Origin of the sequence: Arthrobacter sp. LAR12-1-1.1 (assembly GCF_040676555.1) — a bacterium.
Lineage (GTDB): Bacteria > Actinomycetota > Actinomycetes > Actinomycetales > Micrococcaceae > Arthrobacter.
In genome coordinates this window covers 148,712-164,848 of the sequence record NZ_JBEGIG010000067.1, presented here as the reverse complement: position 1 = coordinate 164,848, position 16,137 = coordinate 148,712, and the positions used below count along the sequence as shown (strand labels likewise).

The 16,137-nt window shown below is 67.5% G+C and carries 14 protein-coding genes and 1 pseudogene; 7 read left to right on the top strand and 8 right to left on the bottom strand.

Annotated elements, in window-relative coordinates:
- Nucleotides 1-85: 85 nt before the first annotated feature.
- The 5 genes from MRBLAR12_RS21780 to MRBLAR12_RS21760 form a co-directional block, all read right to left on the bottom strand.
- Nucleotides 86-625: an NUDIX hydrolase family protein gene (locus tag MRBLAR12_RS21780; RefSeq protein ID WP_229994615.1), complete on the bottom strand. Its 540-nt coding sequence runs from the start codon at nucleotides 623-625 to the stop codon at nucleotides 86-88.
- 44 nt (nucleotides 626-669) lie between these two features.
- Nucleotides 670-1,359 (bottom strand): RraA family protein, encoded by a 690-nt coding sequence (locus MRBLAR12_RS21775; protein WP_364748384.1) that lies wholly within the window; start codon nucleotides 1,357-1,359, stop codon nucleotides 670-672.
- Nucleotides 1,356-1,802, bottom strand: coding sequence for a RidA family protein (locus MRBLAR12_RS21770; RefSeq protein ID WP_364748382.1), 447 nt, complete (start codon nucleotides 1,800-1,802; stop codon nucleotides 1,356-1,358). Before MRBLAR12_RS21770 ends, MRBLAR12_RS21775 begins: the two co-directional genes overlap by 4 nt.
- Nucleotides 1,799-3,181 (bottom strand): MFS transporter, encoded by a 1,383-nt coding sequence (locus MRBLAR12_RS21765; protein WP_229994618.1) that lies wholly within the window; start codon nucleotides 3,179-3,181, stop codon nucleotides 1,799-1,801. The genes MRBLAR12_RS21770 and MRBLAR12_RS21765 overlap by 4 nt, the downstream gene beginning before the upstream one ends.
- A 187-nt stretch (nucleotides 3,182-3,368) precedes the next feature.
- The gene (locus MRBLAR12_RS21760; protein ID WP_364748380.1) at nucleotides 3,369-4,559 is read right to left on the bottom strand and encodes a helix-turn-helix domain-containing protein; all 1,191 of its coding nucleotides are present in this window, start codon (nucleotides 4,557-4,559) and stop codon (nucleotides 3,369-3,371) included.
- Between the two features lie 162 nt (nucleotides 4,560-4,721).
- Here MRBLAR12_RS21760 and MRBLAR12_RS21755 point away from each other — a divergent pair, with 162 nt between their 5' ends.
- The 6 genes from MRBLAR12_RS21755 (at nucleotide 4,722) to MRBLAR12_RS21730 (ending at nucleotide 13,521) form a co-directional block, all read left to right on the top strand.
- Nucleotides 4,722-6,059 (top strand): MFS transporter, encoded by a 1,338-nt coding sequence (locus MRBLAR12_RS21755; protein ID WP_229994620.1) that lies wholly within the window; start codon nucleotides 4,722-4,724, stop codon nucleotides 6,057-6,059.
- Nucleotides 6,056-7,681 (top strand): thiamine pyrophosphate-dependent enzyme, encoded by a 1,626-nt coding sequence (locus tag MRBLAR12_RS21750; protein ID WP_364748377.1) that lies wholly within the window; start codon nucleotides 6,056-6,058, stop codon nucleotides 7,679-7,681. Before MRBLAR12_RS21755 ends, MRBLAR12_RS21750 begins: the two co-directional genes overlap by 4 nt.
- Nucleotides 7,682-7,693: 12 nt before the next feature.
- Nucleotides 7,694-9,121, top strand: a complete 1,428-nt coding sequence (locus MRBLAR12_RS21745) for a gamma-aminobutyraldehyde dehydrogenase (protein WP_364748375.1) — start codon at nucleotides 7,694-7,696, stop codon at nucleotides 9,119-9,121.
- Nucleotides 9,122-9,143: 22 nt separating this feature from the next.
- Nucleotides 9,144-10,895, top strand: coding sequence for an amidohydrolase (locus MRBLAR12_RS21740; RefSeq protein WP_229994623.1), 1,752 nt, complete (start codon nucleotides 9,144-9,146; stop codon nucleotides 10,893-10,895).
- 9 nt (nucleotides 10,896-10,904) lie between these two features.
- Entirely contained in the window at nucleotides 10,905-12,167 is a 1,263-nt protein-coding gene (locus MRBLAR12_RS21735) for a M20 family metallo-hydrolase (RefSeq protein WP_364748372.1), read from the top strand.
- Nucleotides 12,168-12,555: 388 nt separating this feature from the next.
- Nucleotides 12,556-13,521 carry an amidohydrolase family protein gene (locus MRBLAR12_RS21730; protein ID WP_364748370.1) on the top strand — a complete coding sequence of 322 codons (966 nt, stop codon included), beginning with the start codon at nucleotides 12,556-12,558 and terminating at the stop codon, nucleotides 13,519-13,521.
- 369 nt (nucleotides 13,522-13,890) lie between these two features.
- On the opposite strand, the pseudogene MRBLAR12_RS23790 reads toward MRBLAR12_RS21730, so the two are convergent.
- The 3 genes and pseudogenes from MRBLAR12_RS23790 to MRBLAR12_RS21720 all read right to left on the bottom strand — a co-directional run.
- Nucleotides 13,891-14,104, bottom strand: a pseudogene (locus tag MRBLAR12_RS23790) (transposase); the annotation flags it as partial.
- Nucleotides 14,095-14,373, bottom strand: a complete 279-nt coding sequence (locus tag MRBLAR12_RS23785) for an IS110 family transposase (RefSeq protein WP_414645561.1) — start codon at nucleotides 14,371-14,373, stop codon at nucleotides 14,095-14,097. The pseudogene MRBLAR12_RS23790 and the gene MRBLAR12_RS23785, both read right to left, overlap by 10 nt.
- Before the next feature lie 271 nt (nucleotides 14,374-14,644).
- Entirely contained in the window at nucleotides 14,645-15,412 is a 768-nt protein-coding gene (locus tag MRBLAR12_RS21720; RefSeq protein WP_364748368.1) for a VOC family protein, read from the bottom strand.
- 91 nt (nucleotides 15,413-15,503) lie between these two features.
- Here MRBLAR12_RS21720 and MRBLAR12_RS21715 point away from each other — a divergent pair, with 91 nt between their 5' ends.
- Nucleotides 15,504-16,103: a YdeI/OmpD-associated family protein gene (locus tag MRBLAR12_RS21715; RefSeq protein ID WP_364748366.1), complete on the top strand. Its 600-nt coding sequence runs from the start codon at nucleotides 15,504-15,506 to the stop codon at nucleotides 16,101-16,103.
- Nucleotides 16,104-16,137 lie beyond the last annotated feature (34 nt).

Genomic DNA, 16,137 nt, shown 5'->3' with positions numbered 1-16,137 from the left:
CAGTCTACAAAATCCGGTGCGTGAAGTCGGGGACGCAGGGGCCGCCCCGAGCGTCCCCGGACGGCGCGGGACCGAAGGAAGCCGGCTAGTTGCCGACTCCCGCGAAGGCCAGCGCCTGCCGGATCAGGGCCCCCCGGCCGCCGCTGAATTCCAGCTGCACGTCCGTGCTCATGACCTCCTGCGGGGTCATCCAGGTCAGCTCGAGGGCGTCCTGGCGCGGGGAGCATTCGCCGGTGACGGGAATGACGTACGCCAGGGCAACGGCGTGCTGGCGGTCGTCCGTGAAGCCGGTGTGGGACGGAGACGGGAAGTACTCGGCCACCGTGAACGGCACCGGGCTGACCGGCAGCTGCGGGAAGGCAAGCGGGCCCAGGTCCTTCTCCATATGGCGGAGCAGCGCGGCGCGGATGGTCTCGCGGTAGAGAACGCGGCCGGACACCAGGGAACGGACCATGGTGCCGTCCTCGTCGGCCTGCAGCAGCGTGCCGACCTCGTTCACGAACCCGAGAGGGTCCAGCCGGACCGGAACGGCCTCGACATAGACCATCGGCAGCTTGCCCCGCGCTTCGGACAAGTCGTCGTCGGAGAGCCAGCCGGGATTCGGGTCAGGGGTGCGCACATTCATGGTTAAGTTCTACCCCATCCCTGACCCGAACCCCGCGCCGTCCCTCAGAACGCCAGCACCGATTCCAGCGGCTCGCCGGATGCGATCCGTGCCAGCAGCGCCGGTTCGGCGGCGTCAGAGGCCAGTGCCTGGCCCAGCACCTCGGCCGCCGCCTCCGGGGACAGGACGATCACGCCGTTGTCGTCCCCGAGCACCCAGTCGCCCGGATTAACCTGGATGCCGCCGCACTGCACCGGGACATTCACCGCGGAGCCGCCGCTGCGGACCCTTTTGGTGGTCAGGCACGAGGTCCCGCGGGCGAAGACCGGCAGGCCGGTGGCCCGGAGCTCCAGGATGTCGGTGGCCACGCCGTCGACGACGACGCCGGCGGCGCCTTGCGCGGTGGCCGCTGCCGCGGTGACTGCGCCCACCGGCGCGTGCCGGTGGTCACCGGACATGTCCACCACCAGCACCGCGCCGGGGTGCAGCTCCAGCAGGGCACGGTTCATGGCGTAGGCGTCATTCTCAGCGATGCGCACCGTGACCGCCGGGCCCGCCACCTTGACGCCGTCGAGCAGCGAACGGATGGCCGGATCCACGAATCCGTCCTCCAGGAAGTGCCCGATCGTGGGGTAGCTGACGGCGGCGAGCCCCTCGTTAAGCCCCGCGCTCACCGCGCTCACCGCGCTCACCGCGCTCACCGCGCTCACCGCGCTCACCGCGCTCACCGCGCTCACCGCGCTCACCGCGCTCATGGGGCTTCCGGCGCCGTCGTGCCGGCAACCACGGCCACGCAGTCGATTTCCAGCGCGACGCCCCAAAGGCTCACGCAGACAGTGGTCCGCGCAGGCTTGGCCGTGCCAAAGAACTCCGAGTAGACCCGGTTGTAGGCATCGAGCCGGTCGGGATCCGTGAGATAGCCGTTCACCTTGACCACGTGGTCCAGGCCGGACCCCGCCGTCTCCAGCACGGACCGGAGGTTGATGATGGTCTGGCGCACCTGGTCCTCGAAGGTGTCCGGCTGGTCATCCAGCCCGCTGACCGCGGGGATCTGGCCGGCGGTGAACACAAACCCATTGGCGACGACTGCCTGGGAGAAGGGGCCGACGGCGGCTGCGCCACCCGGGATCTGCGCGATCCGGCGGACAGTCCCGTTTACGGGAGGAACAGCGGGGAGCACGGCGTGCGGCGTTGTCATTTGGCAGCCACCGCTTCGGCGGACGGGTCCGTGCTTGCGTCGGTGAACGCGTCAGTGGGGGCGGAGTCGACGGCGTCGATGTTGCCGTGCCGGGTTTCGGTCAGGACAAACAAGGCACCGAGCGAGACGAGGGCGGCGGCCATGATGTACCACGCAATGGAGGAGCTCTGGTGGGTCATACCCAGCAGCCACGTGGTGATGAACGGTGTTGCGGCGCTGCCGAGGAGCCCGGAGAGCATGTAGGCCACGGACAGTCCCGAGTAGCGGACTTTTGAACCGAAGAGCTCGGCGAGGAATGTGGCGATCGGGCCGTAGTTCGCGGCGAAGGCCGTCATCATGGCGAGGTAGGCGATGAAGAGCAGCGGCACGGACTTGGTGTCCATGAGCCAGAACATCGGGAACGCCAGGGCTGCCTCGGCGGCCACTCCGGCGTAGATGATCGGCTTGCGGCCGTGCTTGTCAGAGAGCCGGCCGAAGAAAGGGATCAGGACAAAGCACAAGGCGCAGGCGGCCAGCACGACCCACAGCATCAGGGCCTCCGAGTGGCCCAGTTCCTTCTTGCCGTAGGAGACGCCCGAGGCCACGAGCAGAGTGAAGGTGCTGCCGGTGGACAAGGTGGCAACGCCGCCGAGGATGACCTGCTTCCAGTACTTGGCCATGAGGGCCGCGAAGGGCAGCTTGGCCTTGGCGCCGGCATCCTTGACCGCCTGGAATGACGGGGTTTCCTCGATGTGCAGGCGGATGTAGATGCCCACGGCCACGAGCAGCGCGGAGGCCAGGAACGGGATGCGCCAGCCCCAGGCAAGGAGCTCTTCGGTGCTGACCGTCGAGGCGACAATGAGGAACGCGACGTTGGCGATCAGGGTCCCGGCGGGCACGCCCACCTGGACCAACGAGCCGTAGAACCCGCGCTTGGACGCGGGAGCGTGTTCCACCGTCATCAGGACGGCGCCGCCCCATTCGCCGCCCAGGGCCAGGCCCTGGATGACGCGCAGGAAGAGCAGCAGCAGAGGCGCCATGATGCCGATGCTGTTGTAGTCCGGAAGCAGGCCTATGGCGAACGTGGCGGCGCCCATGGTCAGCAGTGAAATCAGGAGCATGGACTTCCGGCCCAGGCGGTCCCCGAAGTGGCCGAAGATGATGGCGCCCACCATGCGTGCAATGTAGGCGGAGGCGAAGGTGCCGAACGCGAGCATGGTGCCCACGATGGGGTCGAAGCTGGGGAAGAAGATCTTGTTGAACACCAGCGCGGACGCTGTGCCGAATACAAAGAGGTCGTACCACTCGACGGTGGTGCCAATGACGCTGGCTAGGGCGATTTTGCGCATTTTTGCGAGGTCCAGCCGTGCCGTAGCAGCGGCGGCAGTGGTATTTACCATGTGAGCCATCAGTTCTCCAGATGGGGTGCGGGGACGATTGTCCGGTGCAGATAGTCACCAACTATCCTGTGTCAGCCATCACAGTTCAATGGCAAAAAATCCACCAGAAATCCACCAAAATTGTGTGTTCACACAACCCGGAGGCAAGGTTCAGGCAGGCCGCCCTACGCCGGCACCCCAGTCGCACTCAGGCCCACGCAACCACCAGCCTGGCCGCTTGGGAGGGTACTGCGAGGTCGATCCCGGTCAGGTCCTGGAAGCGGTGAAGCCGGTTGAGGATGGTGTTCCGGTGGCAAAAAAGGGCCTGTGCCGTGATGGTGATATTGCCGGTGGACAGGAAGTGGCGCACCGTTTCCTCCAGGCGTTCGCGCTCCCCGCCGCGGCATGGCGAGAGTGCCGAGTCCAGGTCCGCCCACAGGTCCAGGCCGGCGTCCTGGAGCTGCTGCTTCGCGAGCCTGGCCCAGGCGCCGGCGGCAGTCAGGGGGCCCTTGTCCGAAGGTTGGAGGAGCAGTGCCAGACGCTCGGCAGTCCGTGCCGCTGCCGGGAGGGCGCGCAGGCCGGCAAAGCCTTCCACATAGCCGCAGGGGATCCCGGCGATGCCGGCCGGGAGATAGGCGGGGCCTTCCGGTTGCGCCCGTCCACTGGCGGGACGGCCGAGGGCCCAGAAAACATAGGCGCTGCCGCCGAATTCGTGCACAAAGAGCTTCTGCGAGGACTGCGGGCCCTGAGCTGCGATGGCGCGCAGTTTCGAGGCTGCCTCCCCGCTGGCGGCAACTATGGAGAACCTGGCGTCAGGATCGGTAACGAGGGCTGCGGCGGCCTGGCTGATCGTGTCTGCGGAAAGTTCAGACTTGCTGAAAAGCCGGGCGATGAACTCGCGGCGGATATTTGATTCTTCCTGTGCCATGCGCACCCGTTCCGCCGAGTAGCTCGAGTGCGTATGGGTGGCGAATTCATCCACGACGCGCCACACCCTGTCCACCCTGGATGTCAGCAGCATGGCGTCTTCGGGATCAGAGATCTGCAGCAGGTCATCCCACAGGATGCTGAAATCCAGCCGGACGGCTGAAATCAGGGCCTCGGGAGAGATCCCTGCCCTTGCTCTCTTGGCGCCCAGCTCGGAGGAGAACTGCATCAGCGAGTCGCGGTCGCCGTTGCGGCCCGCCTGCTGCAACTCCTTGTCCCGCAGCCCGTCCACGAGACGGCGGAACGTCTCGCGGGCAGTTTTGCGAAGTTCCGGGAGGTCAACCCTGTTGCCGGCATATTCGGGGATCTCCTGGACCCGGGCCATGAAGAGGTCCACGAGTTCGTCGAGCCGCCCGTGCAGCCGCTCCACCAGTTCTCCCCAGCGCGCGGCGTTGTCCTGAAAATTGTGCATTTACACATTCTAGGACCGAAATCCCGTGACGCATTGCTAGTTATTTTGGATGAACCTACTGGAAGAATGGAGTCAGACCCAAGGGTGAGCCACATCACGGGGCAGGCGGCGAAAGATGTCGTCCGTCCGAGGTATCCGGTCCCTAGCAATTTGGAGTAATTCATGGCAAGCAACAACAGCACGGCAGTGACAGGGGCGGAGCGCCCGGACCTACGGATCGTGGATGAGAGTGTCACCCGCAAGGTGGCCCTGGCAGCCCTGGTGGGCACAGCCCTCGAGTGGTACGACTTCTTCCTTTTCACCACTGCCGCGGCGCTGGTGTTCAACGCCCAGTACTTCGTGTCCGAGGACCCCTTCGTCTCGGCGATGAGCTCTTTCGCCACCCTGGCTGTCGGCTTCGTGGCCCGCCCGATCGGCGGGTTCATCTTCGGCTCCTTGGGGGACAAGGTAGGCCGGAAGAAAATCCTGATGGTCACCATCGTGGGTATCGGCGTCGTGACCGGCCTGATCGGCCTGCTGCCGAACTACATGACGATCGGCATTGCGGCCCCTATTATCCTGGTGGCCCTGCGGATCATCCAGGGACTCGCGGTGGGCGGCGAGTGGAGCGGCGCGGTGATCATCGCCGTCGAAAACGCGCCCGTGGCAAAGCGGGCCCGCTACGCTGCGCTGCCCCAGATCGGTTCGCCGATCGGCACCATTCTGTCCTCCGGCGGGTTCTTCGGCATGCTCTACCTCGTGGGCCAAACGAACTTTGACGCGTGGGGCTGGCGAATCCCGTTCATTGCCGCGATCCCGCTGCTGGCCATCTCGATGTGGATCCGCAGCAGGCTCAGTGAATCCCCCGAGTTCGAGGCCCTCATGGAGTCGGGCGAGACCGAGCACGCGCCTATCCGCGGCGTCCTGACCAACAGCTGGCGCCAGATCCTGGTCGGCATGTGCTCCGCTTTGCTGGGCATCGGCGGTTTTTACCTCATCACCAGCTTTGTGGTCTTCTACGGCACCAAGATCCTCAAGATGCCCTACGAAACCCTGCTCTTGGGCTCCCTCCTCGCGGCAACGCTGGAGATCTTTGTCCTCATCTGGGCTGGCCGAATGGGCGAGAAGTTCGGCGCCAGCCGCGTCATTCTGTGGGGCGGCGTGGTCTCCGCGGTTGTGGCCGTTCCGGTCTTCCTGGCTATCGACACCGCGAACCCGGTGCTGGTCATCGGCGCCATGATCATCGGCGTCGCCACCCTGTCCGTCCCTTACGCGGTGTCCGGCACGGCGCTGACCGCCCTCTTTGCCACGAAGGTCCGCTACACGGGCGTAGCCATCACCTCCAACAGCGCCGGCGTTATTTCCGGCTTTATCCCACTTATCGCCACAGCCCTCGTGGCTGCCAGTGGCAATTCATTCTGGCCCGGGGCCATCATCCTGCTGGTTGTGTCGGTTCTGACCGCACTCTCGGGGATTGTCCTGCCGGCCCTCAGCATCGAAGAAAAAGGTATGAAGCATTGAGCACCTCAACCACAGCAGGGCACCTGATTGTTGCCCAGCTCGAACGCGCCGGCATCCAACGCGTCTACGGAGTCCCCGGGGAGAGCTTCCTGGATGTGCTGGACGGCCTCCACGGATCCTCCATTGAAACCGTGGTGACCCGCCACGAAGGCGGCGCCGGGTTCATGGCCCTCGCCGAAGGCCGGCTCACGGAGCTTCCGGGCGTGGCCATGGTGACCCGTGGTCCCGGTGCCGCCAACGCCTTCATCGCCATCCACACCGCGCACCAGGACGCCACCCCGATGATCCTGTTCGTGGGCCTCATCCCGGTGGCGGACCGCGGGCGGGAGTCGTTCCAGGAATTCGACATCAACGCCTGGTTCGGCAGCACCGCCAAGAAGGTCGTGACGCTCGACGACGCCGCGTCCGCCGCCCGCGTGGTGGACGACGCCATCTTCACGGCCCTCAGCGGCCGGCCGGGTCCCGTGGTGATCGGCCTCCCCGAAGACGTGCTGGTCCACGCCATCGAATCCGGCACCGTGGAACCGCGCATCGTCTCCCGCCCGGCACCTGCGGCCCCGGCCCTGGCCGAACTCGAAACCCGGCTGGCCGCGTCCAAGAAGCCCCTCATCGTGGTGGGCGGCGAAGGCTGGAACCAGGCGTCCTCCGACGCGCTGGCCGGCTGGGCCTCCCGCCACGGCATCCCCGTGCTCGCGGATTTCCGCGCCTACGACGCCGTCCCGCACAGCAGCGACTCCTACGCCGGCTACCTCGGCTACGCCCGCAGCGACGCCAACGCCCGCCGCCTCGATGAGGCCGATCTGCTGGTCTTCGTCGGCTGCGTCCGCGCTGACGTGCTCTCCGACGGCTACAAACGCGGACTGGATGCCGTCACGGTCGTCGTCCACCCCGGCGCCGATCTGCTGGGCCACTTCGGCCGGCTGGACCAACACATTCCGGCCCACGTCGCGTCCTTCGCCAACGCACTTGCCGGCACGGAATCCGCGGTGGAACCCGCGGCCGGCTGGCTGGCCGGGGCCCGTGCGGACTACGAGAAGTTCTCCACCGCGCAGCCGGACGGCGGCACCGGTGTTGACCTCGCCGTCGTGATGGAAATCCTCAAGCAGGAAATGGACGACGACGCCGTCATCACCTACGGCGCCGGGAACCACTCGTTGTGGCCGGCCCGCTATCTGAAGCACAATACGGCGAACTCGCTCGCCGCGCCCCGCAACGGTGCCATGGGCATGGGAATCCCGGCGGCGGTGGCTGCCTCCCTGGCCTACCCGGGACGGCAGGTGATCTCCGTGGCCGGCGACGGCTGCTTCATGATGAATGGCCAGGAAATGGCCACGGCCATGGGCCACGGCGGGAAGTTCATCGCCCTCGTGGTGGACAACGGCATCTTTGCCACGATCCGTGAGCACCAGGAAGGCCACTACCCGGGCCGGCCCTCGGGCACGCACATGACCAACCCGGACTTCGCCGCGCTGGCCCGGTCCTACGGCGGCTACGGAGAACGCGTGGAGAGGGCAGAGGACTTCGGCGCCGCCTTCCGCCGCGCCGTCGAATCCGGGCTGCCGGCAGTCCTGCACCTGCCGCAGGACCCCACCACCCGCTCACCCAAGACCGCCAGCAACTGACCGGAGCCCGTCATGATCACCCTGCACAACATCATCAACGGTGAGATCGCCCCAGAGGCTGCGGCGGACGGTTCAGCTGCCGCCACTCTGCCGTTCTTCGACCCCGCCACCGGAGTCCAGCTCGGCACCGCGCCGGACAGCGACGACGCCACGGTGGACCGCGCTTTCCAGGCCGCCCACACCGCTTTCCAGAGCTACAAGCGGACCACCCCGGCCGAACGCCAGGCCATGATGCTCAAACTCGCTGACCTCATCGAGGCCAACGTCGACAGGCTCCTCGACGCTGAAGTGGCCTGCACCGGCAAGCCCCGTCAGGTCACCCGCGAGATCGAGATCCTCCGCGGCGCCGACCAGCTGCGCTTCTTTGCCGGCGCCTGCCGCGTGGTGTCCGGGACCGCGCAGACCGAATACGTCCGCGGCTTTTCCTCCACCGTCCGGCGGGAACCCCTCGGCGTGGTCGCCCAGATCACCCCGTGGAACTACCCGTTCATGATGGCCATCTGGAAGATCGGACCGGCGCTCGCCGCCGGCAACACCCTGGTCCTGAAACCGGCGGACACCACACCCTGGTCCACCCTGGTCCTGGGCGAGCTGGCGCAGGAGGCTTACCCGGCCGGCGTCGTGAACGTCATCTGCGGCGGCCGGGGGACCGGTGCCGCCATGGTGGACCACGAGATCCCGGAAATGGTGTCCATCACCGGCTCCACCCGGGCCGGGGCACAGGTGATGTCCGCGGCGTCGAAGACCCTCAAGGACGTCCACCTCGAACTCGGCGGCAAGGCACCCGCGATCGTCTTCGCGGACACCGACATTGACCTGGCGGCCAAGGAGATCGCGCTCGGTGCGTTCTTCAACGCCGGGCAGGACTGCACCGCCGTGACCCGTGTGCTCGTGGAGGAATCCATCCACCAGGAGTTCGGCTCCGCGCTCGCCGCGGCGGCCGCGGCGCTGCAGGTCGGCGGCGACGCCGCGGACCTGGGTCCGCTGAACAGCGCCGCGCAGCTGGACCGGGTGGAGGGCTTCATGTCCCGGCTTCCCGCGAACGCCAGGGTCCTGGCCGGGGGCAAGCGGACGGGCGCCGGCTTCCACTTCGAGCCCACCGTGATCGATGGAGTGTTCCAGGCCGACGAGGTGGTCTGCGAGGAAATCTTCGGACCCGTGGTCACCATCCAGCCCTTCCGGGACGAGTCCGAGGCCGTGGAGCTCGCCAACGGCACGAAGTACGCGCTGGCCTCCAGCGTCTGGTCGAACAACCACGGCGTCGTCACCCGGGTATCCAACGAACTGGACTTCGGCGCCGTGTGGATCAACTGCCACCAGGTGATTCCGGCCGAGGCCCCGCACGGCGGGTTCAAGCACTCCGGCACCGGCAAGGACCTCTCCGTCTTTGGCCTGGAGGATTACACCCGCATCAAGTCAGTCACCACGTCCCACCGCTAAAAGAACCACGCTAGGTAATCCCATGAAACTCGACCTGCTGCTGCGCAACGCGGACATCCTCACCATGGATAACCGCCGCCCGCAGGCCACCTCGCTGGGGGTCTGGCAGGGCCGGATTGTAGGCCTCGACGGTGACCTGGACTCGATGGAGGCCGCCGAGGTCCTGGACCTCGGCGGCGCCACCGTGACTCCCGGCTTCATCGACGCCCACTGCCACACCACCTGGTTCGGGCTGGGCCTGGGCGAGCTGGACGTCTCCGCCGCGCGCGGACTGCACCAGCTCTACGCCCTGCTGGAGGCCGGTATGGCGGCAGACAGCGCCGCAGGGCCCGGGGCAGAGCACGGGTCCAGCCCGGCGTCGGGCTGGCTGCTGGCCACCGGCTTCAGCCAGCAGCAGCACGGCGGCGAGTTCCCGGACATCGCCGTCCTGGACCGGATCACGGGAAACCGGCCCCTGTTGATGCGGCACAACTCCGGCCACATGGCCGTAGTCAACACCGCCGCGCTCCGGCTGGCCGGCGCCGAACCGGCGTCGTTTCCGGACCCCGACGGCGGCGTGATTGTCCGCGACGGCGCCGGCCGTCCCACGGGGCTGGTTCAGGAAACCGCGCAGCAGCTGATCCAGCAGCTGATCCTGCCGTACTCGTCCGAGGCGATCGAAGCCGCACTGGACCGGGCCACCAGCCACTACGCCGCGGAGGGCATCACGAGCTTCACCGAGGCCGGGATCGGCGGCGGCTGGATCGGCCACAGCCCCGTGGAGCTGGCCGCCTACCAGCGGGCGGCGGCCGGAGGCAGACTCCACGCGCGGGCACAGCTGATGCCGGTCCTTGATGTGCTCCACCCGCTCGGCGGACAGGACCCGCAGGACCCGGCACCTGCCGGTCTGGACCTGGGCATCGCCAGCGGATTCGGCGGCGACTTCCTGTCCCTGGGCCCGGCGAAGGTGTTCCTGGACGGTTCGCTGCTCGGCGAAACGGCCGCGGTCAGCCAAGACTACTGCAGCCACGGCGGGACGGACAACACCGGCAACACCGGCTACTTCCAGGCGGAACCGGAGGCGCTCCGGGCAAAGATCGAGGCCGCCTACGCGGCGGGCTGGTCGATCGCGGCGCACGCGATCGGCGACAGCGCCGTTGACCTCGCGATCGAGATCATCACCGGCTGCGCCGCGAAATACGGCCCCCGGACCGTGCCCAACAGGATCGAACACGCCTCGATGACGCGGCCGGAACAGCTTCCACGGCTTGCCGCAGCCGACATCGCCGTCACCCCGCAGGCCAGCTTCTTTTTCGACGGCGGGGACGGTATGACGCTGTCCCTCGGGCCGGAACGGCTCGGCTGGGCCTACCGGGCCGCGTCGTTCCTTGCCGCGGGGGTGACTCTCGCCGGCAGCTCCGACCGCCCCGTGGCGGACGGCAACGTGCTCCGCGGCATGCAGGCCTTCGTGGACCGGCGCACCGCCTCGGGCGCCGTTTTCGGGAACCCGGACGAGCGGCTGAGCCCGCTCCAGGCCCTGGCGGCGTATACCACCGGAGCCGCAGCAGCCACAGGCACGTCCGGCATCAAAGGCTCACTGACCACCGGGAAGCTGGCCGACTTCACCGTCCTGTCCGGGTCCCCGCTCACCGCGGGCAGCATCGCCGAACTCCAGGTGCTGGCCACCGCCGTCGGGGGGACGTTTACGTTCCGGACGCCCGGCCTCTCGTCCCCGGTTGCGGTCGATTCGGCCGCAACCGGTCCATTCTTCAACCCAGCTACCAACCGTTCATAGGGGAACACCGTGACTACTCACACCATTTTCAGCACCCGCGACGCCGCGTTCGTGCGGGACTTCCACATCATGAGCGAATTCGGCGCGACCGAGAACGGCGGCGTGGACCGGCAGGCGGCCAGCGTGCCGGACGGCCAGCAGCGGCAGTGGCTCACGGGCCTGCTGGAGGCCAAGGGCTTCACCGTCCGGTTCGACCGGGCCGGCAACCAGTGGGGTCTGTACGAGGCCGTGCCGGGTGCGCCGTTCGTGGTGGTGGGCTCCCACATGGACTCCCAGCCGACGGCGGGACGCTACGACGGCGCGTACGGCGTCCTTGCCGCAGCCCACGCGGCGTTTCGGCTCGTGGAGCAGTGGGCCGCGGCCGGGGCCGCCGGGCAGCCCCGGTTCAACATCGCGGTGGTCAACTGGTTTAACGAGGAGGGCTCCCGCTTCAAGCCGTCCATGATGGGCTCCTCCGTCTACACCGGAAAGCTCGACCTCGAGACCGCGCTGGCCACCACGGACACGGCCGGAGTCTCGGTCCGCGAGGCGCTGGACGCGATCGGCTGCCGGGGCAGCTACGAGGGCCCCGAAGCCGCCTACTGCGCCGAGATCCACATTGAGCAGGGCCGGAGCATGGAGCGCGAAGGCATCACCATCGGCCTGGTGAACTCCAACTGGGCGGCCAACAAATACGAGTTCGTGGTCCATGGCGAGCAGGCCCACACGGGCTCCACTGTGATTGCCGACCGGAAGGACGCGCTGCTGGGTGCCTCCATGATGGTGGTCGCCGCCCGGGAACTTGCCGACACCTTCCCCGGCGTGCTGCACACGTCCGTGGGGCAGCTGAACGTCTACCCCAACTCGCCCGTCGTGGTGCCGTCGCGGGTGAGCCTGCTGCTGGACCTGCGCAGCGCCGATGAAGCTGTCCTGGCCGAGGCGGACGCCTTGCTGGACGAGCGGATCGCCGGGATCGAGAGGCTGGCGAACGTCACGGTGGAGCGCAACCACGCCCACACCTGGCCCGTGACCCCCTACCAGCCAGAGGGCGTTGAACTCGCGGCCAAAGTGGCGGCCGACCTGGGTCTGGCGAACAAGCAGGTCATGACCCTGGCCGGGCATGATTCGACCAACATGAAGGACCTGGTCCCGACGGTGATGCTGTTCGTGCCCAGCGTGGACGGGATCTCACACAACGAGCACGAATACACCACGGACGAGGACATCGTGGCTGGCCTGACGACGCTCACAGAGGTAGTGAACCGGCTCTGCAACGGGGCGCTGGAGGACTGACCGCGGGCCCGGCTGTACCTCCGAAGGAATCTCAATGATGTTGTCAATGGATTCCTGAGGCCTATGGCTAGGGGCCGAGGCACTTGGCGGTCGTCGTTCCGGGATATGGTCTGCGGGTTTTGCTGTTGCTCATGGACTGTTCCTTTCACGTGGGCGGGGCGGCACCTGTACCGGTGTCCCTTCTCCCCCACCAGCAGGGCGACTAAGAGAACGGCTCCCAGCGCCCGCGGCGGTTGGTACACACGATTTCGAAGAGCGCCCACTGACGGTCTAGCTCAGTCCCAGGCACCGTCCGGCGGTCTGCTCACGGGTCGGATTTGCGAGTAGATTGTTCACATCCGCTGAGTGCCCGCGTATCAGCGAAACGAGCACGTGGACAGGGATCCGGATGGGCCGGCCGTACCGCATTGACACTCACCAGCACATCGTTCCGCCTGGGTATGCGCGCTGGATGCTTGAAAAGGGCATCCGCCCCGGCGGCATTGGCCTGCCGTCGTGGTCCGAGCGCTCAGCGTTGAAGTTCATGGACAGGCACGACGTGCAGACCGGCATCTTGTCCCTGTCCACGCCCGGCGTGTACTTCGGGGACGCTGCGGAGGCACGGCGGCGGGCGCGGGAGATCAACGAATACAGTGCAGAGGTGGTCGCGGCCCGGCCTGAGCGGTTCGGGTTCTTCGCGACGCTCACGCTGCCGGACGTGCAAGGCGCCCTGGCGGAGGCCCAGTACGCCCTGGACACCCTGCTCGCGGACGGGATCGTATTGCTGGCCAACAACGCCGGCCGCTATCTGGGCGATCCTGGCTTTGAGCCTCTGCTGGAGTTCCTGCACCACCGCCGGGCCGTAGTGTTCATCCACCCCGCTGAGCTGCCCGCTCCGGCGGTGCCGGGCATACCCGCCTTTGCCGCAGATTTCTTGCTCGACACCACCCGCACCGCTATCAGCCTGATCCTGTCCGGTGCGATGGAAAAGTTCTCGGGAGTCAGGTTCATCCTGGCTCACGCGGGCGGCTTCGTGCCTTACATCGCCTACAGGATCCTGCTGACGATGCTCAACGATAAGGACCTGGCCCTCAGCGCGCTGGCGGCGCTGGGAGATAAGAAGCAGTCCATCTTGCGGCGGTTTTATTACGACGTGGCCCTGTCTGCCAGCCCGGCGGCCCTGCCCAGCCTGCTCGAGGTAGCTGACCCGAGCCGCATCACATACGGAACTGACTTCCCGTTCGCACCCTCTGCGGCGATCGATTTCCTGAATATGGAGTATGAGAATTATCCGCTGGACCCCTCCGTGCGCGCGGCGATAGACCGCGGCAATTCCGAGGCGCTTTTTCCCCGGCTGAGGCCTGAGCAGACTTAGTTCTTATTGTGCGCGTTGCGCTCCCTGGCAGGCGGGGTTCCGGTGGAGATCTTCCTGTCTCTCGGGCTCGTCGCCGTTTTTCGCAGCGAGGACCTTTCCACCCGGTGCGTCGCTGCATGTTGGCGGGAAGGGCCTTGGCAGTCACACGTGGCGGGCAAGCTCACGGACAGGCGTGCTGTGAACCCGTCGGGTTCCTCATCGAAGGAGGTGGAGATGGAGCCGACGACGGTTCCGTCTTCGAGTGCGAGACGGGACCGGCGAAGGCCTGCCGTTTCAGTGGGAGCGGCAGGCTGGTGCTGCTCCGTGAGGATGCTTTGATCCCATTCGCGCATGAAGAGATGCCGTGCGCGCGGAGTGTCGTCGTGCCCCGGAGAGGTAGAAGACGCGCAGGAGCCGCCGGTCGTAGCGGCGGGGCCGGTGGTGGTTGCCAGTGATCCTGTCGGAGTCCCGGGGCGCGGGGGGGGGCGAGTCCGGCGACGCCGGCGAACCGGTCCGCGGTTTCAAAGACGGTCAGGTCTCCGCCGGTGGCGCCGAGGAACTCGGCGGCGAGGACGGGTCCGAAGCCGGGCATGCTCAGCAGCACCTGGGGTGGACGATCCGGCCCGGGATGTAGAGGATGTTCTGGCCGTGGGCGACGAGGATGGCGATCAGGAGCGCCGGGCCGCCGTGGTTCAGGTCGGTCGCCCAGACGACCTCGTCGCCGTCGCCGAGTTTCAGGACGGAGGCGATGAGTTCCAGCAGGGCCGGTTCGTCGTTAGGGATTTTCTGCGAGAGCAGCCGGTTTCCGTCGGCGTCGATCACGACGCAGTGATGATGGGCTTTGCCGGCGTCAATGCCGGCCCATAGATGCACCAAAACAGCCTCCAGTCTGTCGGATGGGTGGAACCCGGCAGATAACCGCGCCGTCGTGTCCCTATCCGGCGATCAAGTCGCGTCTCTCAATCAGCGGTCGGGTCATCGCGGGGCGGCGGGCGGCCAATCCTTCGAAGCCGTCACGACACCAATCGTCCGGCCACAGCAACAAAGCCATACCCGCCACCCCCGGGTAGCCACGACCCCACAACGGCCACGGAACCACCCGACAACACCATAAGGAACAGCCACAGGCGCACGGGAGGGACCGTCAGGCGCCTTCCGGCTTCGCCGAAATCCAGAGCATCGCCCCGTTGGGGTTCTCCGGCAGCTCGACCGCATCGGGGTTGGCCACGTGCAGGGTCCGCCCGAACGCCTCTTCCGTCAGACTGACCGAGTGCCCCGCGGCCGCCAGGCGGTCCCGCAGGGCGGACAGGTCGCCGGTGTATTCAAAGCCCAGGCCGGACCGGGCGGCGCCGCCGGCGGGCCGGACCATCAGCACGCCGCCGTTCTTCGCCGTGAAATCCGCCGTTTCGTCATCGTCCGGTGCCGGGCGCAGCCGTGCGCCCATGTTCCGCAGGGTTTGCGCGGCGGCGGCCGCGTCCGGGGTGAACCAGACCTCGACGACAGCGAGGGCCGGATCGGCGTCCGCGCACTGCGCGCCGTGGGCGGCCTTGTCCGCGAAGAAGCCGAAGCCGTCCTCGCCCGTGATGCGGCACGTGTCGCCGTGGCGGGCGCTGACCAGCTCGGCCGGGGTGGTCCCGTCCTCCACACCCGCGGCGTTGGTGCGGCGCGCGAACTCCGCCAGATCCCCGACCTCGACGCCGAAGTCCGTCTTGCCATCCAGCACCATTCCGGCACCGGCGTCCCCGCCGGGATGGGCGCCGGCGGCGACGCGGTGCAGGGCGAGGCGGCCCGAGCCGGCGTCGAACTCCTGCCAGTCGCCGTCGTCGACCGTCCGCACCATGCCGAGGGCGGACAGCAGACGCTCCCACTGGTCCATGCGGGAGGTGTAGTGGATCGGGCGGACGCGCAGCATGGGATCTCCTGGTGACGTACGGATGTGGCTCCACCTGCCATGGTGCCACCAAAGCACTCATCCGGTCAGCCCCACGGTGCACAATGGGGCCATGGCTGTTGAACTCGAGGAATTGCTGGTGAAGGACGCCGCCGAGTGGCGCGCCTGGCTGGAGCACCATCATGCGCAGAGCCCCGGCGTGTGGCTCGTGCTGCACAAGAAGGGCGGTTCGGTGACCGAACTGGACTACGAGGCCGCGCTGCAGGAGGCGCTGTGCTTCGGCTGGATCGACGGGCAGGGCCGGAGACGGGACGAGGAAAGTTCCTTCCAGCGGATGACCCGGCGGGGACGCAAGAGCGTGTGGTCGGCCCGGAACGTGGAACGGATTGAACGCCTGGAGTCGGCGGGGCGGATGGCCCCGGCCGGCCGGGCCGCCGTCGAGTCCGCCAAGGCTGACGGGCGCTGGGAGGCCGCCTATTCGGGCTCAGCGACGGCGGAGGTTCCGGATGACCTCGCCGCGGCCATCGCGGCGGAGCCCCGGGCGCAGGCGATGTTCGAGGTCCTGACGTCCGTGAACAGGTATGCCCTGATCTACCGCACCAACTCGGTCAAGCAGGCGTCCACCCGGGAGAAGAAGATCGCCGGGTTCGTGGAGATGCTCGCCCGGTTCGAAACGCCGTACCCGCAGACCAAGCGGCCCCGGGAACCCTAGCGGTCCGCCCGCCGCGGACCCAGCCGCCGGGGGA